Origin of the sequence: Lewinella sp. (assembly GCF_050633125.1) — a bacterium.
GTDB lineage: Bacteria > Bacteroidota > Bacteroidia > Chitinophagales > Saprospiraceae > Lewinella.
Genome location: NZ_JBOEFX010000110.1, coordinates 72,662 through 87,268 on the forward strand (window position 1 = coordinate 72,662; position 14,607 = coordinate 87,268).

Annotated in this window: 10 protein-coding genes; 7 read left to right on the top strand and 3 right to left on the bottom strand. The window is 45.9% G+C overall.

The window, feature by feature from the left end; translation table 11 throughout:
• Position 1: 1 nt before the first annotated feature.
• The gene (locus tag ACRBG0_RS22155) at positions 2–1,063 is read right to left on the bottom strand and encodes a helix-turn-helix transcriptional regulator (RefSeq protein WP_431489029.1); all 1,062 of its coding nucleotides are present in this window, start codon (positions 1,061–1,063) and stop codon (positions 2–4) included.
• Between the two features lie 984 nt (positions 1,064–2,047).
• On the opposite strand from ACRBG0_RS22155, the gene ACRBG0_RS22160 reads away from it, so the two are divergent.
• On the top strand, positions 2,048–3,442 hold the full coding sequence (locus ACRBG0_RS22160) for a TROVE domain-containing protein (RefSeq protein WP_431489030.1): 1,395 nt from the start codon (positions 2,048–2,050) through the stop codon (positions 3,440–3,442).
• A 323-nt stretch (positions 3,443–3,765) separates the two neighbouring features.
• Here the strand turns inward: ACRBG0_RS22160 and ACRBG0_RS22165 are convergent, their stop codons facing one another.
• Complete coding sequence (locus ACRBG0_RS22165; protein WP_431489031.1) at positions 3,766–5,475, bottom strand: gliding motility-associated C-terminal domain-containing protein; 1,710 nt, start codon at positions 5,473–5,475, stop codon at positions 3,766–3,768.
• A gap of 233 nt (positions 5,476–5,708) precedes the next feature.
• On the opposite strand from ACRBG0_RS22165, the gene ACRBG0_RS22170 reads away from it, so the two are divergent.
• The 4 genes from ACRBG0_RS22170 to ACRBG0_RS22185 all read left to right on the top strand — a co-directional run bounded on the left by ACRBG0_RS22170 (position 5,709) and on the right by ACRBG0_RS22185 (position 11,164).
• Positions 5,709–8,849 carry an ATP-dependent helicase gene (locus ACRBG0_RS22170; RefSeq protein WP_431489032.1) on the top strand — a complete coding sequence of 1,047 codons (3,141 nt, stop codon included), beginning with the start codon at positions 5,709–5,711 and terminating at the stop codon, positions 8,847–8,849.
• A 153-nt stretch (positions 8,850–9,002) separates the two neighbouring features.
• Positions 9,003–10,466, top strand: coding sequence for an alpha-amylase family glycosyl hydrolase (locus tag ACRBG0_RS22175; RefSeq protein WP_431489033.1), 1,464 nt, complete (start codon positions 9,003–9,005; stop codon positions 10,464–10,466).
• A 284-nt stretch (positions 10,467–10,750) separates the two neighbouring features.
• Positions 10,751–10,996, top strand: coding sequence for a hypothetical protein (locus tag ACRBG0_RS22180; RefSeq protein ID WP_431489034.1), 246 nt, complete (start codon positions 10,751–10,753; stop codon positions 10,994–10,996).
• A gap of 9 nt (positions 10,997–11,005) precedes the next feature.
• Positions 11,006–11,164: a hypothetical protein gene (locus tag ACRBG0_RS22185; protein ID WP_431489035.1), complete on the top strand. Its 159-nt coding sequence runs from the start codon at positions 11,006–11,008 to the stop codon at positions 11,162–11,164.
• A gap of 54 nt (positions 11,165–11,218) precedes the next feature.
• Here ACRBG0_RS22185 and ACRBG0_RS22190 read toward each other — a convergent pair whose 3' ends face one another.
• Positions 11,219–12,133: a hypothetical protein gene (locus ACRBG0_RS22190; protein WP_431489036.1), complete on the bottom strand. Its 915-nt coding sequence runs from the start codon at positions 12,131–12,133 to the stop codon at positions 11,219–11,221.
• 336 nt (positions 12,134–12,469) lie between these two features.
• Between ACRBG0_RS22190 and ACRBG0_RS22195 the strand changes: the two genes are divergently transcribed.
• Positions 12,470–13,711: a serine hydrolase gene (locus ACRBG0_RS22195; RefSeq protein ID WP_431489037.1), complete on the top strand. Its 1,242-nt coding sequence runs from the start codon at positions 12,470–12,472 to the stop codon at positions 13,709–13,711.
• Positions 13,712–13,764: 53 nt separating this feature from the next.
• Positions 13,765–14,556 carry a hypothetical protein gene (locus tag ACRBG0_RS22200; protein WP_431489038.1) on the top strand — a complete coding sequence of 264 codons (792 nt, stop codon included), beginning with the start codon at positions 13,765–13,767 and terminating at the stop codon, positions 14,554–14,556.
• Positions 14,557–14,607 lie beyond the last annotated feature (51 nt).

Consider the following 14,607-nt stretch of genomic DNA (forward strand, 5'->3'; position numbering starts at 1 on the left):
ATCACTCCTCTTCTTCCTTATTCAATTGCTGCCAGAGCTGAGCACGGAAACGGTCATTTTGGTATTGTTCCAAGCCTTCCTGAAACAGCTTCTCCATTTTTAGGCGTAGGCTCTTGGGGCTTACAACCATCAACTCAGGGCCAAAGGCAAGAAGACTGCGATAGAGTTCATAGTTCAAACGCAGGTACAACTGAAAAATACTCCCGCCGTCCGGCAATTCACGTACCAACACCTGGCTATGGTGCAAGGGTTTTGTCTGTAGATAAGGCGTTTGATGCGCGCTTGCATAAATGGTAATCGTACACGGTTTGGCTTTTGGAAAAACCGTCACGCCAATCGTATCTCGATAATATTCTTCTGGCTTGAAAAAAGTATTGGGAATAAATAATGCGCCCCGAGCAGGGGTAAGCTGGCGAATACGATCAAGTGCAAGTGTCGTGATTTCGCGGCGGTATTGATGATAAACGATCAAGTACCAGCGATTGCGGTACTCTTTGAGCAAGTAAGGATGAACTTCGTGAGACATCGGCTTTCGCCCAAAACGCTGATAACTGACCTTGAGTACCTCTTGGTTGAGGATGTATTGGTGTAAAGGCGGCAACCATTGCAAGCCTTCCAGGTCAGGGTTTTGCTCCAAATCAACGACGGTCCTATCGTCTCTTGGCCCAATTTGAATACTGTCTTCTAATCGGGCTGCCATGTCCTCTAGCTGCTGTAAATGAGGAAAATCAGGAAACTGCCGCAGCAGCTTAATAGCCTCCCACAATTGCTGAAGATCACGGGCATCTACCGGCGACTTATTGATACTAAAAGTCGGATCAGCATATTCGTAATAGCGCTTCTCTACCACTACAATCGGCGCCTTGTAGCCAAGCTTTCCACTTCGCATTGCCTGAATGTCCAACTGCAAAGTCCTACGACTCAGCTCTGTCTTACCTTCATATTCACTCAAAGTGGCTATGCAAGCGTCAATGAGGTCCACTAAGGTCCAACGGCGCTGCCGGTTGCTCAAGCAACGGTCGATCGTTTGATAACGGATGAGCGCATTTTTGTTTACTGGCATACCCTGGCGTTCACTGGCTGTTTTTGTAAAAGTAAGCGCTTGTGGGGAATTTTACGAATTGTGATGGGTTTTTGCCGGCTATTGGAGAGTTTTCAAAATCAACACTTTACACATTACCAATCCTCCCTCCATTACAAGGGAGGGAGATAGAGGGTGGGTCGTGAATAGAGGCCCCCAAAGTGTCAGGCTGCTTTACCATTAAGCTCTCTACCAAAAGGGTGCGAAGCAGCCCGAACTCTTAGGATCGCAGGGACGATCGGCGTCGGTATTTCCTCTACAGGTTACGATTATTTATTTTAAAATAAATTAAAATTATTTTAATTGGTTGTTTTTCAGGCTGTTGTGGCTATTTGTGGCGTTTTTTTAATCTACTGCTGGTTTTGTTGCGCAAAAAGATTGCGCAGTGGTATGTGCTTCTTTGTAGTGTTCAAAGGAACAAATACAATTGAAATAGAAACATCCGGGCAGTGATGCAAAACCGTTACTTCGAATCCAAATCAAAATACACGGCTGCAATTTTTCTCCCGGATTATAATAATAACTGAGGCAGTGAGGTCTGCGGATACTTCGAGTTAATCTGGGGTGGTGGGTATCGAGTCCCACCGGGGCCGCCAGGGTGCATTCAAAAGAATCATTCTGTTGGCCCCGTAGTTTAGCAGTAAAACACCAGAATGAAAAAACCGCTTCCGTTTTTCTCCTCAGTACTTTTTGCAAAAGGTGAATTTATCCTACAAAAGGAACATTAATTCAACGCTTGCAACACCTAGTGGACCACCCTGTAAGTTTCGTTATGCTAAGTCGCCGATTTTTCGTGCTTGGGCGAGGAGCTGAAACCGGAGTGTAGCCATAGCTACATGAGGATTTCAGGGACGAAGTACAAGTGCAAAAAAGCAAGACTTGGGTGTAACAGAATTTACGGAGTGGTCCACTAGAATCAACTAATTTTCTCATTAGAGCACCTTGAGTGCTCACCAATGAAGTGACATGAAATTTAACAAACGTAAAACGCGCTCTCCTTTTTCTACTGGTATTATAGCAGGCAAAACAACCGCTGCTGCTGGGCGATATACGCCCGAACAAGCTCTGCGTCGGGTGACTATGGCCAACTTGCTTTGGGAAAGTACCTATTACCAGTCTGCCGATACCATCATGACGCGTATCGAGGAGCTTATTCCTCAAGTTAAACCAGAGGTGATAGCTCAACTCGCGTTAGAAACGCGCTTTGAGCAACGCCTGCGGCATACGCCGATTTATCTGGCGTTGCAACTGTTTAAGCACCACGGTAGTGCAGGTGTTGCCGATGTATTGGCCAAAATCTGTACCCGCCCCGATATGACGATAGATACCCTGGCGATGCTGCCACGGGTATTGGGCCGCAAGTCTTTGAAGCCTATCCCCAAGTGTATCAAAAAAGGACTGGCGCAGGCTTTTGACCAGTACGATGCTTACCAGATTGCCAAGTACAAGCGTGCCAAGCACGACCTTAGCTTGATAGATGTGGTCAACCTCGTGCATCCGATACCTACACAGACCAATGCCGCTGCATTGCAGGATTTGGTCAAAAACGAACTGACAGCAGCCGATACCTGGGAGAGCAACCTCTCTGCCGGCGAAGACAAGGCCGTAACCTTTACCCGCCTCTTGGAGGAAGGTAAGCTAGGAGCCTTGGCATTGCTACGTAACCTGCGGGGTATGACGGAGGCGGGTGTTAGCCGCCAGGTCATAACACGCGCGTTGACAAAGGCCAACTCCAAATGGTTGACGCCATTAAACTTCCTGGCAGCTCAGCGCTATGCGCCACAGTTTGCGGCACAGCTCGAAGACATGATGGCCCGTAGCTTCGCAACCCGTAAGATTGCTGGTACCACTATCCTCGCGGTAGATGTATCTGGTAGCATGGGCTCCCTGACGAGCGGTGGCAGCAAATTTTCTCGCATGGACCTTGCTTTTGCCCTTGCGGCATTGGCCGGCTACATGTTCGAGGATTTAATGCTGGTCTTCACCGCTGGTAGCGATTATAGCAGCAAAGGTGCTCACGTGCTGTGGAGCAACAGCAAAGGTTTTGGCATCTTCAACGACCAGCGTGCCATCAATGCCAAAGTGGGTGGTGGCGGTATTTTCACCCACCAGTTGTGTGAGTGGCTGAAAGAGGAAGGCCTGGCAGATCAGGCCGATCGCCTGGTGGTGATTTCTGATAGCCAGGATATTGATGCGTCCCGCGGCAAGAAGGTTGTAGCGGATACGTCTCCTTACAAAACCTCCTACATTATCGATGTTTCTACCCACACCCATGGTATCAAAACGGGCCACTGGACCGCGGAGATCAATGGCTGGTCTGATCGTCTCTTCCACTATATCGCAGAGGTAGAGCAAGCATAATTTTGGTCGGACTATAGTCTGGGGCCATGCCGGTAGTGGCGTTGCTTTGCAAACGCCACTACGGCACCGGGCCATCCGTTTTTACCTTCGGTACCACTATTGTCCCTTGTCCTCCTCGTCCCTGCGGCGTGTTTCAGGCTCCGCCTTCCACACTAAAATGATATTTGCCGATTTACGGGCCTGTACTTGCGGGCCACGAGGCCCCATGCCCTCCGCTCGGGCGGAGGGCATGGGGCTAGGTTTTGGCTGGGCTTATCTACCTTAATATGAGGTTAGGTGACGGGTTTTCTCTACCTGCAAGCGCTTTGTGCACCAACCTCACATTACCTTATGAGGGTAACGTCCCCAGCAATAAGGTTTGCATCGCCGTTTTCCGTGGTAAACTCGAGCACATAAACAAAAACACCGCTTCCCATCATCTGTCCTTTGAAATCTCCGTCCCATTCTAAGTATCCAGTACTCGAAATCTGAGATTCATGGATTAATCCACCCCAGCGGTTGAAAATTTTCAAGCTCGACAAGGTACCTTTAAACATGGGGTGTGGATAAATACGGAAGTTGTCATTGATCCCATCGTTATTTGGTGAAAACACATTAGGGATATAGATCGGGCATTCTGATTGGATGATTGTCACCTGTTCTTCAACCGAACAATTGTTTTCATCAGTGATTGTAACCAGGTATTCTCCACAAGACAAGTTGTTGATAACGTCTACAGAGGGATAACTTTGGTCGTTTACCAAGATTTGGTCGAGGGGAGAATTGGTTTGTAAATTCAGAATGATTGCCCCATTGTTTTCTCCACAATCACTGTTAATTGTACTAACATCAAGGATGGTTAGCGCAATTGAACTTAAGATGCTGACATCGCTTGTTACAATACAATTACTTTCATCTATTGCAAAAACGGTATATTCATCGGGTACCAGATTTTCAAAGGTCCCACTTGTTTGAAAGTTACTTCCATCAACCGAATAAGCAACATTCCCAGTGCCGCCCGAGGTGACTATGATGATGCTCCCATTGTTTTCTCCACAAGAGGTGTTTTCTGCGGAGAGGTCGATAATTTCCAGGAAGAAGGAATTATTTAGTTGGATCGTTTGCTGGATGGTGCAGCTGTTTTCATCGGTGATGGTGATGGTGTAATTCCCTGGTGGAAGGTCTTCCGCAAGAATCTCATTTTGAAAAATTTCACCATTCATCGCGTAAGTTAAATCTCCTGTACCTCCACTAGTTGTTACTGAAATGGCTCCGTTGTCAAGGCCACAACTTGGTTGCGTGACATCCGTGGATGCAAATTGCAAGGGTTCTAATGACTGAAGAAACTCAGAAGTACTTGCGCTACCGAAGAATTCTATATTGAAAAGACAGAGAGGAGATAAAAGATTTAAATCCCAATCTACTCGGTAAAGCTGAGAATTTTCGTTTGATAGCGCGTAAGTAACGCCGTTGGTACAATCTTCGTTTACCGAAGAAAGACCGTATAAATAGTTATTCCCGGTAGGGGCATTATTGATGACGACACTGCTATTGGCGGGATTTTCTGTATTTACTAGCAGGATTTGGCGAGGTACTGTGGCTACGTATAATCCTCCTTCATAAAAAGTGAGATCGCCGGCAATGTTGACACCAAAGTTGCCAAGGAATTCATTGGTGTCAGTTTCTAAATCGTAAGTATATAAATCTCCATGGGTTCCAGAAGCATAAAATGTTCCATCAAACCGAATGGTTAGGGCATTAAAGATAGCCATGTCAGGATCTTCTATCGGAAGGCTGTGCAGAAACGTTACATTTCCGGTTATTGTATCGATTTGAAATAAGTTACCATTTGAGGAAAGACCGTACAAATTACCATTAGGGTGAAAGGAAATATCGGTTAATTCAAGTGGAGGAAGAGGGGTGACCAGCTCGGTTAAACAGGTGCCCACGTCTATGCGGAAAATCTCATCCATACTCGATAAAGCATAAATGACTTGGGCATTAAGTTGCACAGAGAAGTAGGCAACTACAACGATGACAGAGAGTACGCGCATTTTGTAAAAATAAAAATAACAAGGTCTAAATTAGCGTAAAAAAAGGAATTAATCAAATTGAAATATTCAACCGATTACAAAGTGGATGATAATTGCCTATTAACGCAGGAAAAGTCTAAAGCAAATTACCTGACCTCCTTTTTTCGCACCTTATTTGACCCCAAACGGATTGCTTCCTTATCTTAGCCCCTACCAAACAAGCTCTGAAGCTTTTAACAGCAGGCTCAATATTTATGGATAAGAATGCGGCGCTTTATCATGCGGAGTTTACCAAAGAACTGGCTCGCCTGAACCCTGACCAACGGGCGGCGGTGGAACAGATCGAAGGCCCCGTGCTGGTCGTAGCCGGGCCTGGAACGGGGAAAACGCATATTCTCGCAGCTCGTATCGGACAAATCCTGCTTTCTACCGATACCTCGGCGCAAAGTATCCTCTGCCTGACCTTTACAGATGCTGGTGTACGTGCCATGCGTGAACGCTTGCTAGAGCTCATTGGCCCCGAAGCACACCGGGTACACATCTTCACATTTCACTCTTTTTGCAATACCGTCATTCAGGAAAATCTCGCTTATTTCGGGCGGCAGGGACTGGAACCCATTACGGAATTAGAACAAATAGAACTGACCCGCGAATTGCTTCATCAGTTGGATATGGAAAACCCGCTGCGGCGAGGAAAAATCCACACCCATTTTTACGAAAAACACCTCCGTGACCTTGTTCAGTTGATGAAAACAGAAGGTTGGACACCGGCCTATCTGGAAAAAGCGATTGATGCCTATCTCTCTGATTTACCCAATCGCCCCGAGTTTCGGTACCAACGCAAATACGGGCAATACAAAGCAGGAGACCTGAAAGAAAATAAGGTCAAAACCGAAGAGCTGAGAATGGAAGTGCTGCGGGCTGCAGTAGCTTTATATCCAGCTTACGAGCAAGGCTTGGCTCGCCTGAAGCGCTATGATTACGCAGATATGATCCTCTGGGTACTGGCGGCTTTTAAAGAAAATGAACTGCTTTTGCGCAGCTACCAAGAGCAGTACCTCTACTTTTTGGTGGATGAATACCAGGATACCAATGGTGCTCAGAATGAACTGCTGCACCTTTTGGCTGCTTTTTGGGACAAACCCAACCTGTTTATCGTCGGAGATGATGACCAGTCTATCTTTGAATTCCAAGGCGCTCGTCTCAAGAATTTGGTCGATTATTACGAACAATACCAGGAGCAGATCAAGGTGGTATTGTTGCAACAAAATTACCGTTCTACCCAGGCGGTACTCGATGCTGCAGGCGGCCTGATTACCCACAACGAGCAGCGAATCACCCGCCACTTGGCCGACTTGGGGATAGAGAAAAACTTAAAGGCAGCTTTGCCGCAGCGGCAAGCGTCGGTAGTTGTTCCCGAGGTGTTGGTTTACCCCAATAGTTTTCAGGAAGCAGTAGCCATTATGCGACAGCTGCGAGCGCAGCAGGAGGGAGGCACCCCCTGGAGCGAGATGGCCATCATTTACGCTCGCCATCAGCAGGTACAACAACTGCAAGAGATGATGGACAAGGAAGGTATTCCTTACCAAACTCGCCGCAAAACCAATATCCTCGACAGTAGGATGATCCGGCAGCTTCGGGAAATGCTGGCTTACCTGCACGACGAGCAACGTGCTAGTTTTAGTGGTGATTATCGGCTGTTTAAGTTGCTGCATTATCGCTGCTTTCAAATACTGCCATTGGATTTGGCCAAGATGGCCGCAGCATTGGCAAATATTTCTTATAAAGAACGTCCTAGCTGGCGAGAGTGGCTACAACAAAGCGACCAATGGCCCACGGGCTTGGCCAGCCACGACCGCTTGAAAAAACTTGGCGAGTGGTGGGAGACGACCCACGCCATGGTTGCAGATACCGGCCTACCCCAGTTGGTGGAGCATTTACTCAATGGCAGCGGCTTGTTGGCTGCAGCTTTGCAGGCTCCTGATCGCCTCTGGCAGGTGCAAGTCGCAAAAACTTTCCTCGACTTTTTGCGCGAAGAAATCGCAAGGCGCCCCCGCCTCGAATTGAGCGAACTACTGACCATGCTGGACCAGATGGACGGCAACCGCCTCTCCTTGTCGATGCGAAAGGATATTGAACTAGAAGATGGCGTTCATTTGGTGACGGCCCACAGCTCAAAAGGGCTGGAATTCAATACCGTCTTTGTGCTTGATGCAACGAAAGGTTCGTGGGAAGAAGGCCGCCGCAGAGGGAACCGCTTTCCCTTGCCGGATACCCTCACCCTTTCCGGAGAAACCTTTGCTGATGAAACCCGGCGGCGGTTGTTCTACGTGGCGATCACTCGGGCCAAGGAGCACCTGTATATCTCCTACGCTCAAAAAAACGCAAAAGACAAAGCCCAGCAAGCGTGCCGTTTTGTAGACGAAATTGTAGATGCCACAGGTATCGAAGAAAGAGAAATTCTGCTGGATATAACCGATCTTTTGGCTTACGAATTCAAGCTTTTACAGCAAGTCGAGACACCTGTATTGCCGGCATTAGAGCGTTCAGCAGTAGCCAAGCTACTGGAGGGTTTTGAACTGAGCCCTTCGACTTGGCTACGGATGTTGGACTGCCCGCTGAGGTTCTTTTATGAAGTGGTTTTGCAGGCCCCGCAAATTCAGCGACCAGCTGCCTCTTATGGTCACGCGATGCACAACGCACTGCAACGCTACTTCAACCTGATGCTGGCGCAGGAAAAACGGACGTTTCCGACAGTGAAGGTTTTAAAAGAACTTTTTCAAGAAGAAATGGAAAAGGTTCGCTCTTATTTTAGTCCGGAAGAATATGTTCAACGGCTTGACAAGGGGCAGCGAAACCTTCAACGTTATCACCAGCAATTCAAAGATTCTTGGACGACGCAGTGCCGGACAGAACTAAAAATCCAGCAAGTAGAGCTGGGTGGTGTGCCCATTAAAGGCGTCATTGATCGAATAGATTTGCTGGATGATCGTCAGGTACAAATCGTCGATTATAAAACGGGGAGCCATAACCGCAATAAGCTGAGAGCACCTTCTGCCACCAAACCCGAAGGCGGCAATTACTGGCGGCAACTGGCTTTTTACAAACTCCTTTGGGAAAGCAGAAGTGGCGAAACGCGGCAGGTGAAATCAGCAGCTATTTCTTACCTTGATATCAATAAAGAAGGCGACCTTACGATAGAAACGGTTGCTTTTACCACTGCTGAAATGAAGGAAGTCAAAGACCTGCTCAAATCGACCTACGATAAGATTATGCGACAGGACTTTTACACCGGTTGTGGTAAAGAAGACTGTGAATGGTGCCAGTTTGTGCAGGAGGATATGCAGCCTCCTTCCCACACCAAAGAAAACATTGAGGAACTAGACGATTTATAAGCAAGACAGCACAAAAAACAAATGGAGGATTCGTTTTTCAAATAGATGGCTAAACGCTTCATTTTAAGTGTTTTAATTCTTTGGGGAGCTTAAGAAACCTCGAAGAAGCCGCGAAGCGAAATCGCATTTTATTTTCTGCGCAATAAAAAGACCATGCATCCAATTCTTTACGAGATCAACACCCGTGTTTGGCGGAAACGCTTTGGGCCAGCGACTACATTGTTGGAGGTTCCTGATGCTTATTGGCAGCAACTCGGCGCATTGGGGGTCGATTATGTATGGTTGATGGGGGTGTGGCAAACGGGCCCAAATGTGCTGGATTATGCACTGGAAGACGGCCTGCAGCAGGCGTATAGCCGAGCATTGCCAGACTGGACGAACGAAGATGTCATTGGCTCACCCTATGCTATAGATCGTTATGTGTTGCACCCTTCGCTAGGGAAGTCAGGAGACCTCAAGAAACTAAAAATCAAGCTGAATGGCTATGGCTTGAAGCTGATGTTGGATTTTGTTCCCAATCATTTTCACGCAGAAAGTAGCTGGATAGCAAAGCATCCTGATGTGTTTTTGGAAGTAGGAGAAGACCAATTGGCGCATGATCAAGAGACCTACTATAGGCCACCATCCACGGAAGGGAAGGTTTTTGCTCACGGCAAAGATCCCTACTTCGCCGCTTGGCAAGATACCGTGCAAGTCAATTATGCGGCACCAGCGGCTCGCGCGTTTATGCAAGAACAACTGCTTGAGGTTGCGGAAGTCTGTGATGCCGTCCGTTGCGATATGGCAATGCTCATGCTGGCAGATGTCTTTCGGCAAACCTGGGGGCATGTTCTGTATGATCAAGTGGAAATGCTTCACGATTTTTGGCCCACAGCGATTCGTAATGTCAAAGAAAAAGTTCCAGGGTTTTGTTTTCTCGCTGAAGTCTATTGGGATCGAGAATGGACACTCCAGCAGCAAGGCTTTGATTTTACGTACGATAAACGTTTACGAGACCGCCTATTGGAAGGCAACCTGGGTAGCGTGCGTTCGCACCTTTATGCTGATACAGATTTTCAGACAAAATCAGCGCGTTTTCTGGAAAATCACGACGAAGACCGCATCCTTTCAGAAATGGCGCCAGCTAAAGTTAAGGCAGCAGCCTTGGCTACTTACACCCTTCCTGGATTAAGCTTGTTCTACGAAGGACAATGGGAAGGCCGGCGTAAACGGCTACCCGTACAATTGGGGCGGCAACCGGAAGAATTTGACCCGGCTGTCTACGGAATTTCTACCGCTGGCTTGATGTTAGGGCAGCTCCCAGGCCTCGCCCCTGTTGACCCTCAGCAAGTAGCTTTTTACGATTATCTTTTACAATTATTGAAACAACCTGCTCTCCGAAATGGTCGTTGGGAGCTCTTGAATTCAAGTGATCATCTTTTGACTTGGCAATGGAATACCGTTGAACAGCAAATTCAGATCAGAATTAACTACAGCCCTGTCAGTACTGAAATTCATCTTTCGCCACCAGGGGAAGGTTCTTGGCAGCATTTTTTAGGGCCACCAGTTGCTTATAATACACTGATGTTGGGGCCTTATCAGTGGTTGGTGCTAGAGAAGATAGGTTTAATTTTGTAGATTTAAAACCCGTAGCAGTTTTTTACTTAAATTGTTATAAAATCTCTGATAAACACCAGCAATTCTCACTTTGTAGAACAATTATCAGCAGAGGTGCTGTTCCGATCAATAAGTCGGAATCAGGGGATATCTAATAAAAACCTCCGTGTCTCAATATCTCAGCGGCAAAAATGTCAAAGTGAGAACTGCTAAGATTTTTATGACTAAGCGAACCATCATCTAATTGCTTCCAGATCAGTATCTAATAGAAAAGGATTGAAACTATCTATGGCTACCCTATTCCTATGTATTTGGGTGAAGTGATGCGTGCAGGATCTATTAGCGAAGTGGTGGCTAGTAAACACCCGAAATTTACAGTAGGAGACATCATTACGGGTTGGGGTGGTGTGCAGGAATATTGCCTTACCAATGGGGACAACTGGTACAAAGTGGATACCCGCCTTGCGCCTATGCCTATCTACATAGGCTCCCTGGAAATGCCTGGCATGACGGCCTGTTTCGGTATTCTGGAAGTAGGCAAGATCAAATAAGGAGACATCGTGCTGGTGTCTGGTGCGGCTGGTGCAGTAGGAGAGGTTGCCAAAATCAAAGGCTGTACAGTAGTAGGTATTGCTGGTGGCCCGGAAAAATGCAAGTGCCTGACCGAGACCCTCGGCTTTAATACAGCACTCAACTACAAGGCCGAAGGTTTTTCCTAGAGCCCTGAAAGAAGCCTGCTCTAAAGGTGATTTAGGCGCTGGCCTTTCGGGATTTTATTCTGAAACAGACTCAAATGCGTACTCTCGATACATTTCAACTAACCTTAAGGTGCCTGTTCTCAGGTCACCTGCTTCGTTAATAAACCTCACTGTGGAGAATTTACCTTGTACTCTATCCTTATCTGAATACCAATAATAAGGTTTGAGATAGAAGCCTTCGCGATCAAATTTCACACTTGCTATTGGAATATTTGATGAAAATTTCGTTGTGACATACAGTACGTTGCTCTCAGGTTGAACTTCAAAACTGATGGGCCCAGAACCTGGATACTGTAATGAAAACTTAGCGTTGAGCTCTTCTGATACTTGTAAATATTTTCTCACTAGCTCACTTGTTTCTTTCTCTTTAGGAGTAGGTTCCTCCTTGTTAGTTTCTGCAAGTGATGGTGTTTTGTCTAATTCTATTGACTGAAAATCAAGTAACTGTATTTTTTCATTCATTGGCATAAAGCTCAGCGTTAGAATTGGAATTGGACTTTTATTTACCGTAGTAATTATATCATCCGTACAATTAACACTTTGAATAGAGCCTTTGGCAGTCAATACCAAGCGATAATTATCGTCGTATCGGTTATTACTTCCTAAAAACTTTTTAAGAACGAAATCCTGCGTAATTACGCATTCACTTTGGTTTTTACCTTTAAAATGCAGAAACCTTGTACCATTTAAGTTACTATCAAAGGAATAAATAGCGTAGACACTTTCCCCATTAATCTTAATGAATCTTTGCCAGGCATTATTGCTTAATGTCATTTTGCTTGCTGCCTTAGCTTTCTGATATTTATCCTGAATGAGTTCATACTCACTTTGTTCTGTGGCATACTTCTTAAGGTTGTTACTTCTTCTTAATGCTGATAAAGAAAGTAGTAATCCTGAGATAATGATCAAGATAAATTTCCAATTACCCATTTGTATCAGATTTTTGGTCAGGATCAAAGCTAATAAATCTTTTATATCAGCGGCAAGTCCTAAGCTTCATATTAATTTATTTTTTAGTGTAAAGGAGCAATGAGGATTTTAGCCCTTTCTGTGAGCATTCCAGGCACACAATACGTGGAAATTCAAAAATTTTCTCAACTGCGCCAAAAAAATCCGAACTTATGGTCTAGCCCCCTATAAATATCGAAAACTTATCTTCCAAATCAGCATCCAATAGAAAAAGGATTGAAACCGCCTCCTTCTACCTGCTTTCACCAAAATCCCACCCTTCTTCCCTATCTTTGAACAACAACCATCTCTTTTTTTATGCGAAATATTTGCCTCCTCCTTCTGTTGTTTGGGCTAACTACCGCACTACCCGCGCAACGCAATATCTTGGAAAAGCTAATTGCAACGGAAAAGAACACATTCGGTGATTGGGTGCAAGACCCTGCCAAGTACGAAATACAGGTACTCTATACTCAGATTGATCGTAATGCTGCGGGAGAACCCTCCTTTACGACTTATCGCTATGGCGTAGACCCTGGGCAGTATTTTTATCCAGCGAGTACAGTCAAGATGCCGGCGGCGTTTATGGCTTTAGAGAAAATTAATGAACTAGGTGTGGTAGGCCTCGATAAGCAGACTGTAATGCAAAATTTTGCAGGGACGGCTCCGCAAACGGCTGCTTTAGCTGATGCGACAGCTACCAATGGCTTGCCTTCGGTGGCCCAGTATGTACGCAAGATTTTCTTGGTAAGTGACAACGATGCTTATAATCGCTTGTACGAGTTTTTAGGGCAACGTTATTTCAATGAGAAATTGCGGGCCAAAGGCTTTACGGATACCCGTATTATTCATCGATTATCAGTGAGCGGATATGATACCTTAGGGAACCGCACGACCAATCCGATACAGTTTGTCAATGACCAAGGCCCATTGTATCACCAAGGAGAAGTGTACAGCAGTTATTACAACGATTTTGGGCTCACGCGCCAGCAGCGCGGCGTGGCTTACATGGACAATGACGGTGAAATCATCAACGAGCCTTTTGATTTTCGATACAAGAATTATGTGGCCATTCAGGATTTACACGATATCCTCAAAGCGGCCATTTTTCCACAGTCGGTAAGTGAGCGAGAGCGTTTTAACCTTACGCCAGATGATTACGCATGGGTGTACCGTGCGATGGCTCAATTTCCTCGGGAAAGCGATTCTCCGGCCTATGATCACGAAGACCATTATGTGAAATTCTGGATCTACGGCGACCAGGATTCGACTGCCCAAATTCCGAAAAATGTACGTATCCTCAACAAGGTTGGTTGGGCTTATGGTTACCTAACCGATGCCGCTTATATTGTCGATATGGATGCTGGCGTAGAGTTTTTTCTGGTAGGTACAATCCACGTCAATGATAACCAGACTTACAATGATGGCGTGTATGAATACGAAGAAAAGGGACTACCTTTCTTTGGCGAATTAGGAAGAGCCGTCTACGAGCATGAGTTGAAGCGAAAGCGAAAACATTCTCCAGATCTTTCCTGGCTAGAGGAGGTGTTGAAAGAGTAAATTATTTATTGCGAACTCCCTTAAGTACTTGGACGATAAAACACACCTGAACGATGGATATTACCGCGATCAAAAAGGAACTGAAAGGCCGTGTTGCCAAAGGCCTCAACTTTGGTGTGGAAGCTGTAGATGAAGTCTTACAAGCGGATTCTGACCTCTATAATCAGTTTATCTTGTTGAAAAGCAAGTACAATGACCTGATGTATCTCTCGACCATCAATACTTTGCCTTACGAACAGATAGAGTTGGGGTTGAATCGGCTGCGAAACCACCTCCTTAGTATCATTGACCAATTGGAAGAAAACCATCTGGAGAAAAAAGAGATGGCCCAATCCTATAATATCAATGATCTCCCTACACGGCGAGCTAACTTTTTTAAGCTACTCGATATCCATTACCTAAACCTGAGGGCCATCACTTACGTGGAAATTTTTGGAGCCGACGAGAAAAATATCAGTGAAAGCCGGGAAGCCATCTTCAAATTCTATCAAAACCATCGCCGGCAATTTCGTAATAGGGAAGATTTAGCTGGCGAGCAGGGGGCAGGCATTGTTAAAAAGCATTTCAAGGATTGGTTCAGTAATGAAATAGGTATCCTTGAGGTCTATTTTAAAAACATCAAGCACCTACTGCGCTATGCGCTGGCTAATGAAGTGGAGCAAGCATTTTTTCTGGCCACGCTGCAATCTCTTTTCTCTCGTTATGAGCAGGCTTTCATCTTTTACTATGCTTATTGTGGCATCGATGAAGCGTTTACGGCTCTGGTGAAACAAGGAGGGCTGGTTGACGATAGTATCACCCCGCTGTTGATCAGGGCCGAGGATTTAGCGGACTGGAGTAGTTAGCTTTGGCCAAAGTTAAGATCCTACGCTTGGGACACATTTATGTGTTTTGAC

Bases quoted from the DNA above. Each gene is read 5' to 3' on its own strand.
- ACRBG0_RS22195 (WP_431489037.1), top strand. From the start codon at position 12,470: ATGCGAAATATTTGCCTCCTCCTTCTGTTGTTTGGGCTAACTACCGCA.
- ACRBG0_RS22180 (WP_431489034.1), top strand. From the start codon at position 10,751: ATGTATTTGGGTGAAGTGATGCGTGCAGGATCTATTAGCGAAGTGGTG.
- ACRBG0_RS22165 (WP_431489031.1), bottom strand. From the start codon at position 5,475: ATGCGCGTACTCTCTGTCATCGTTGTAGTTGCCTACTTCTCTGTGCAA.
- ACRBG0_RS22170 (WP_431489032.1), top strand. From the start codon at position 5,709: ATGGATAAGAATGCGGCGCTTTATCATGCGGAGTTTACCAAAGAACTG.
- ACRBG0_RS22175 (WP_431489033.1), top strand. From the start codon at position 9,003: ATGCATCCAATTCTTTACGAGATCAACACCCGTGTTTGGCGGAAACGC.
- ACRBG0_RS22200 (WP_431489038.1), top strand. From the start codon at position 13,765: ATGGATATTACCGCGATCAAAAAGGAACTGAAAGGCCGTGTTGCCAAA.
- ACRBG0_RS22160 (WP_431489030.1), top strand. From the start codon at position 2,048: ATGAAATTTAACAAACGTAAAACGCGCTCTCCTTTTTCTACTGGTATT.
- ACRBG0_RS22190 (WP_431489036.1), bottom strand. From the start codon at position 12,133: ATGGGTAATTGGAAATTTATCTTGATCATTATCTCAGGATTACTACTT.
- ACRBG0_RS22155 (WP_431489029.1), bottom strand. From the start codon at position 1,063: ATGCCAGTAAACAAAAATGCGCTCATCCGTTATCAAACGATCGACCGT.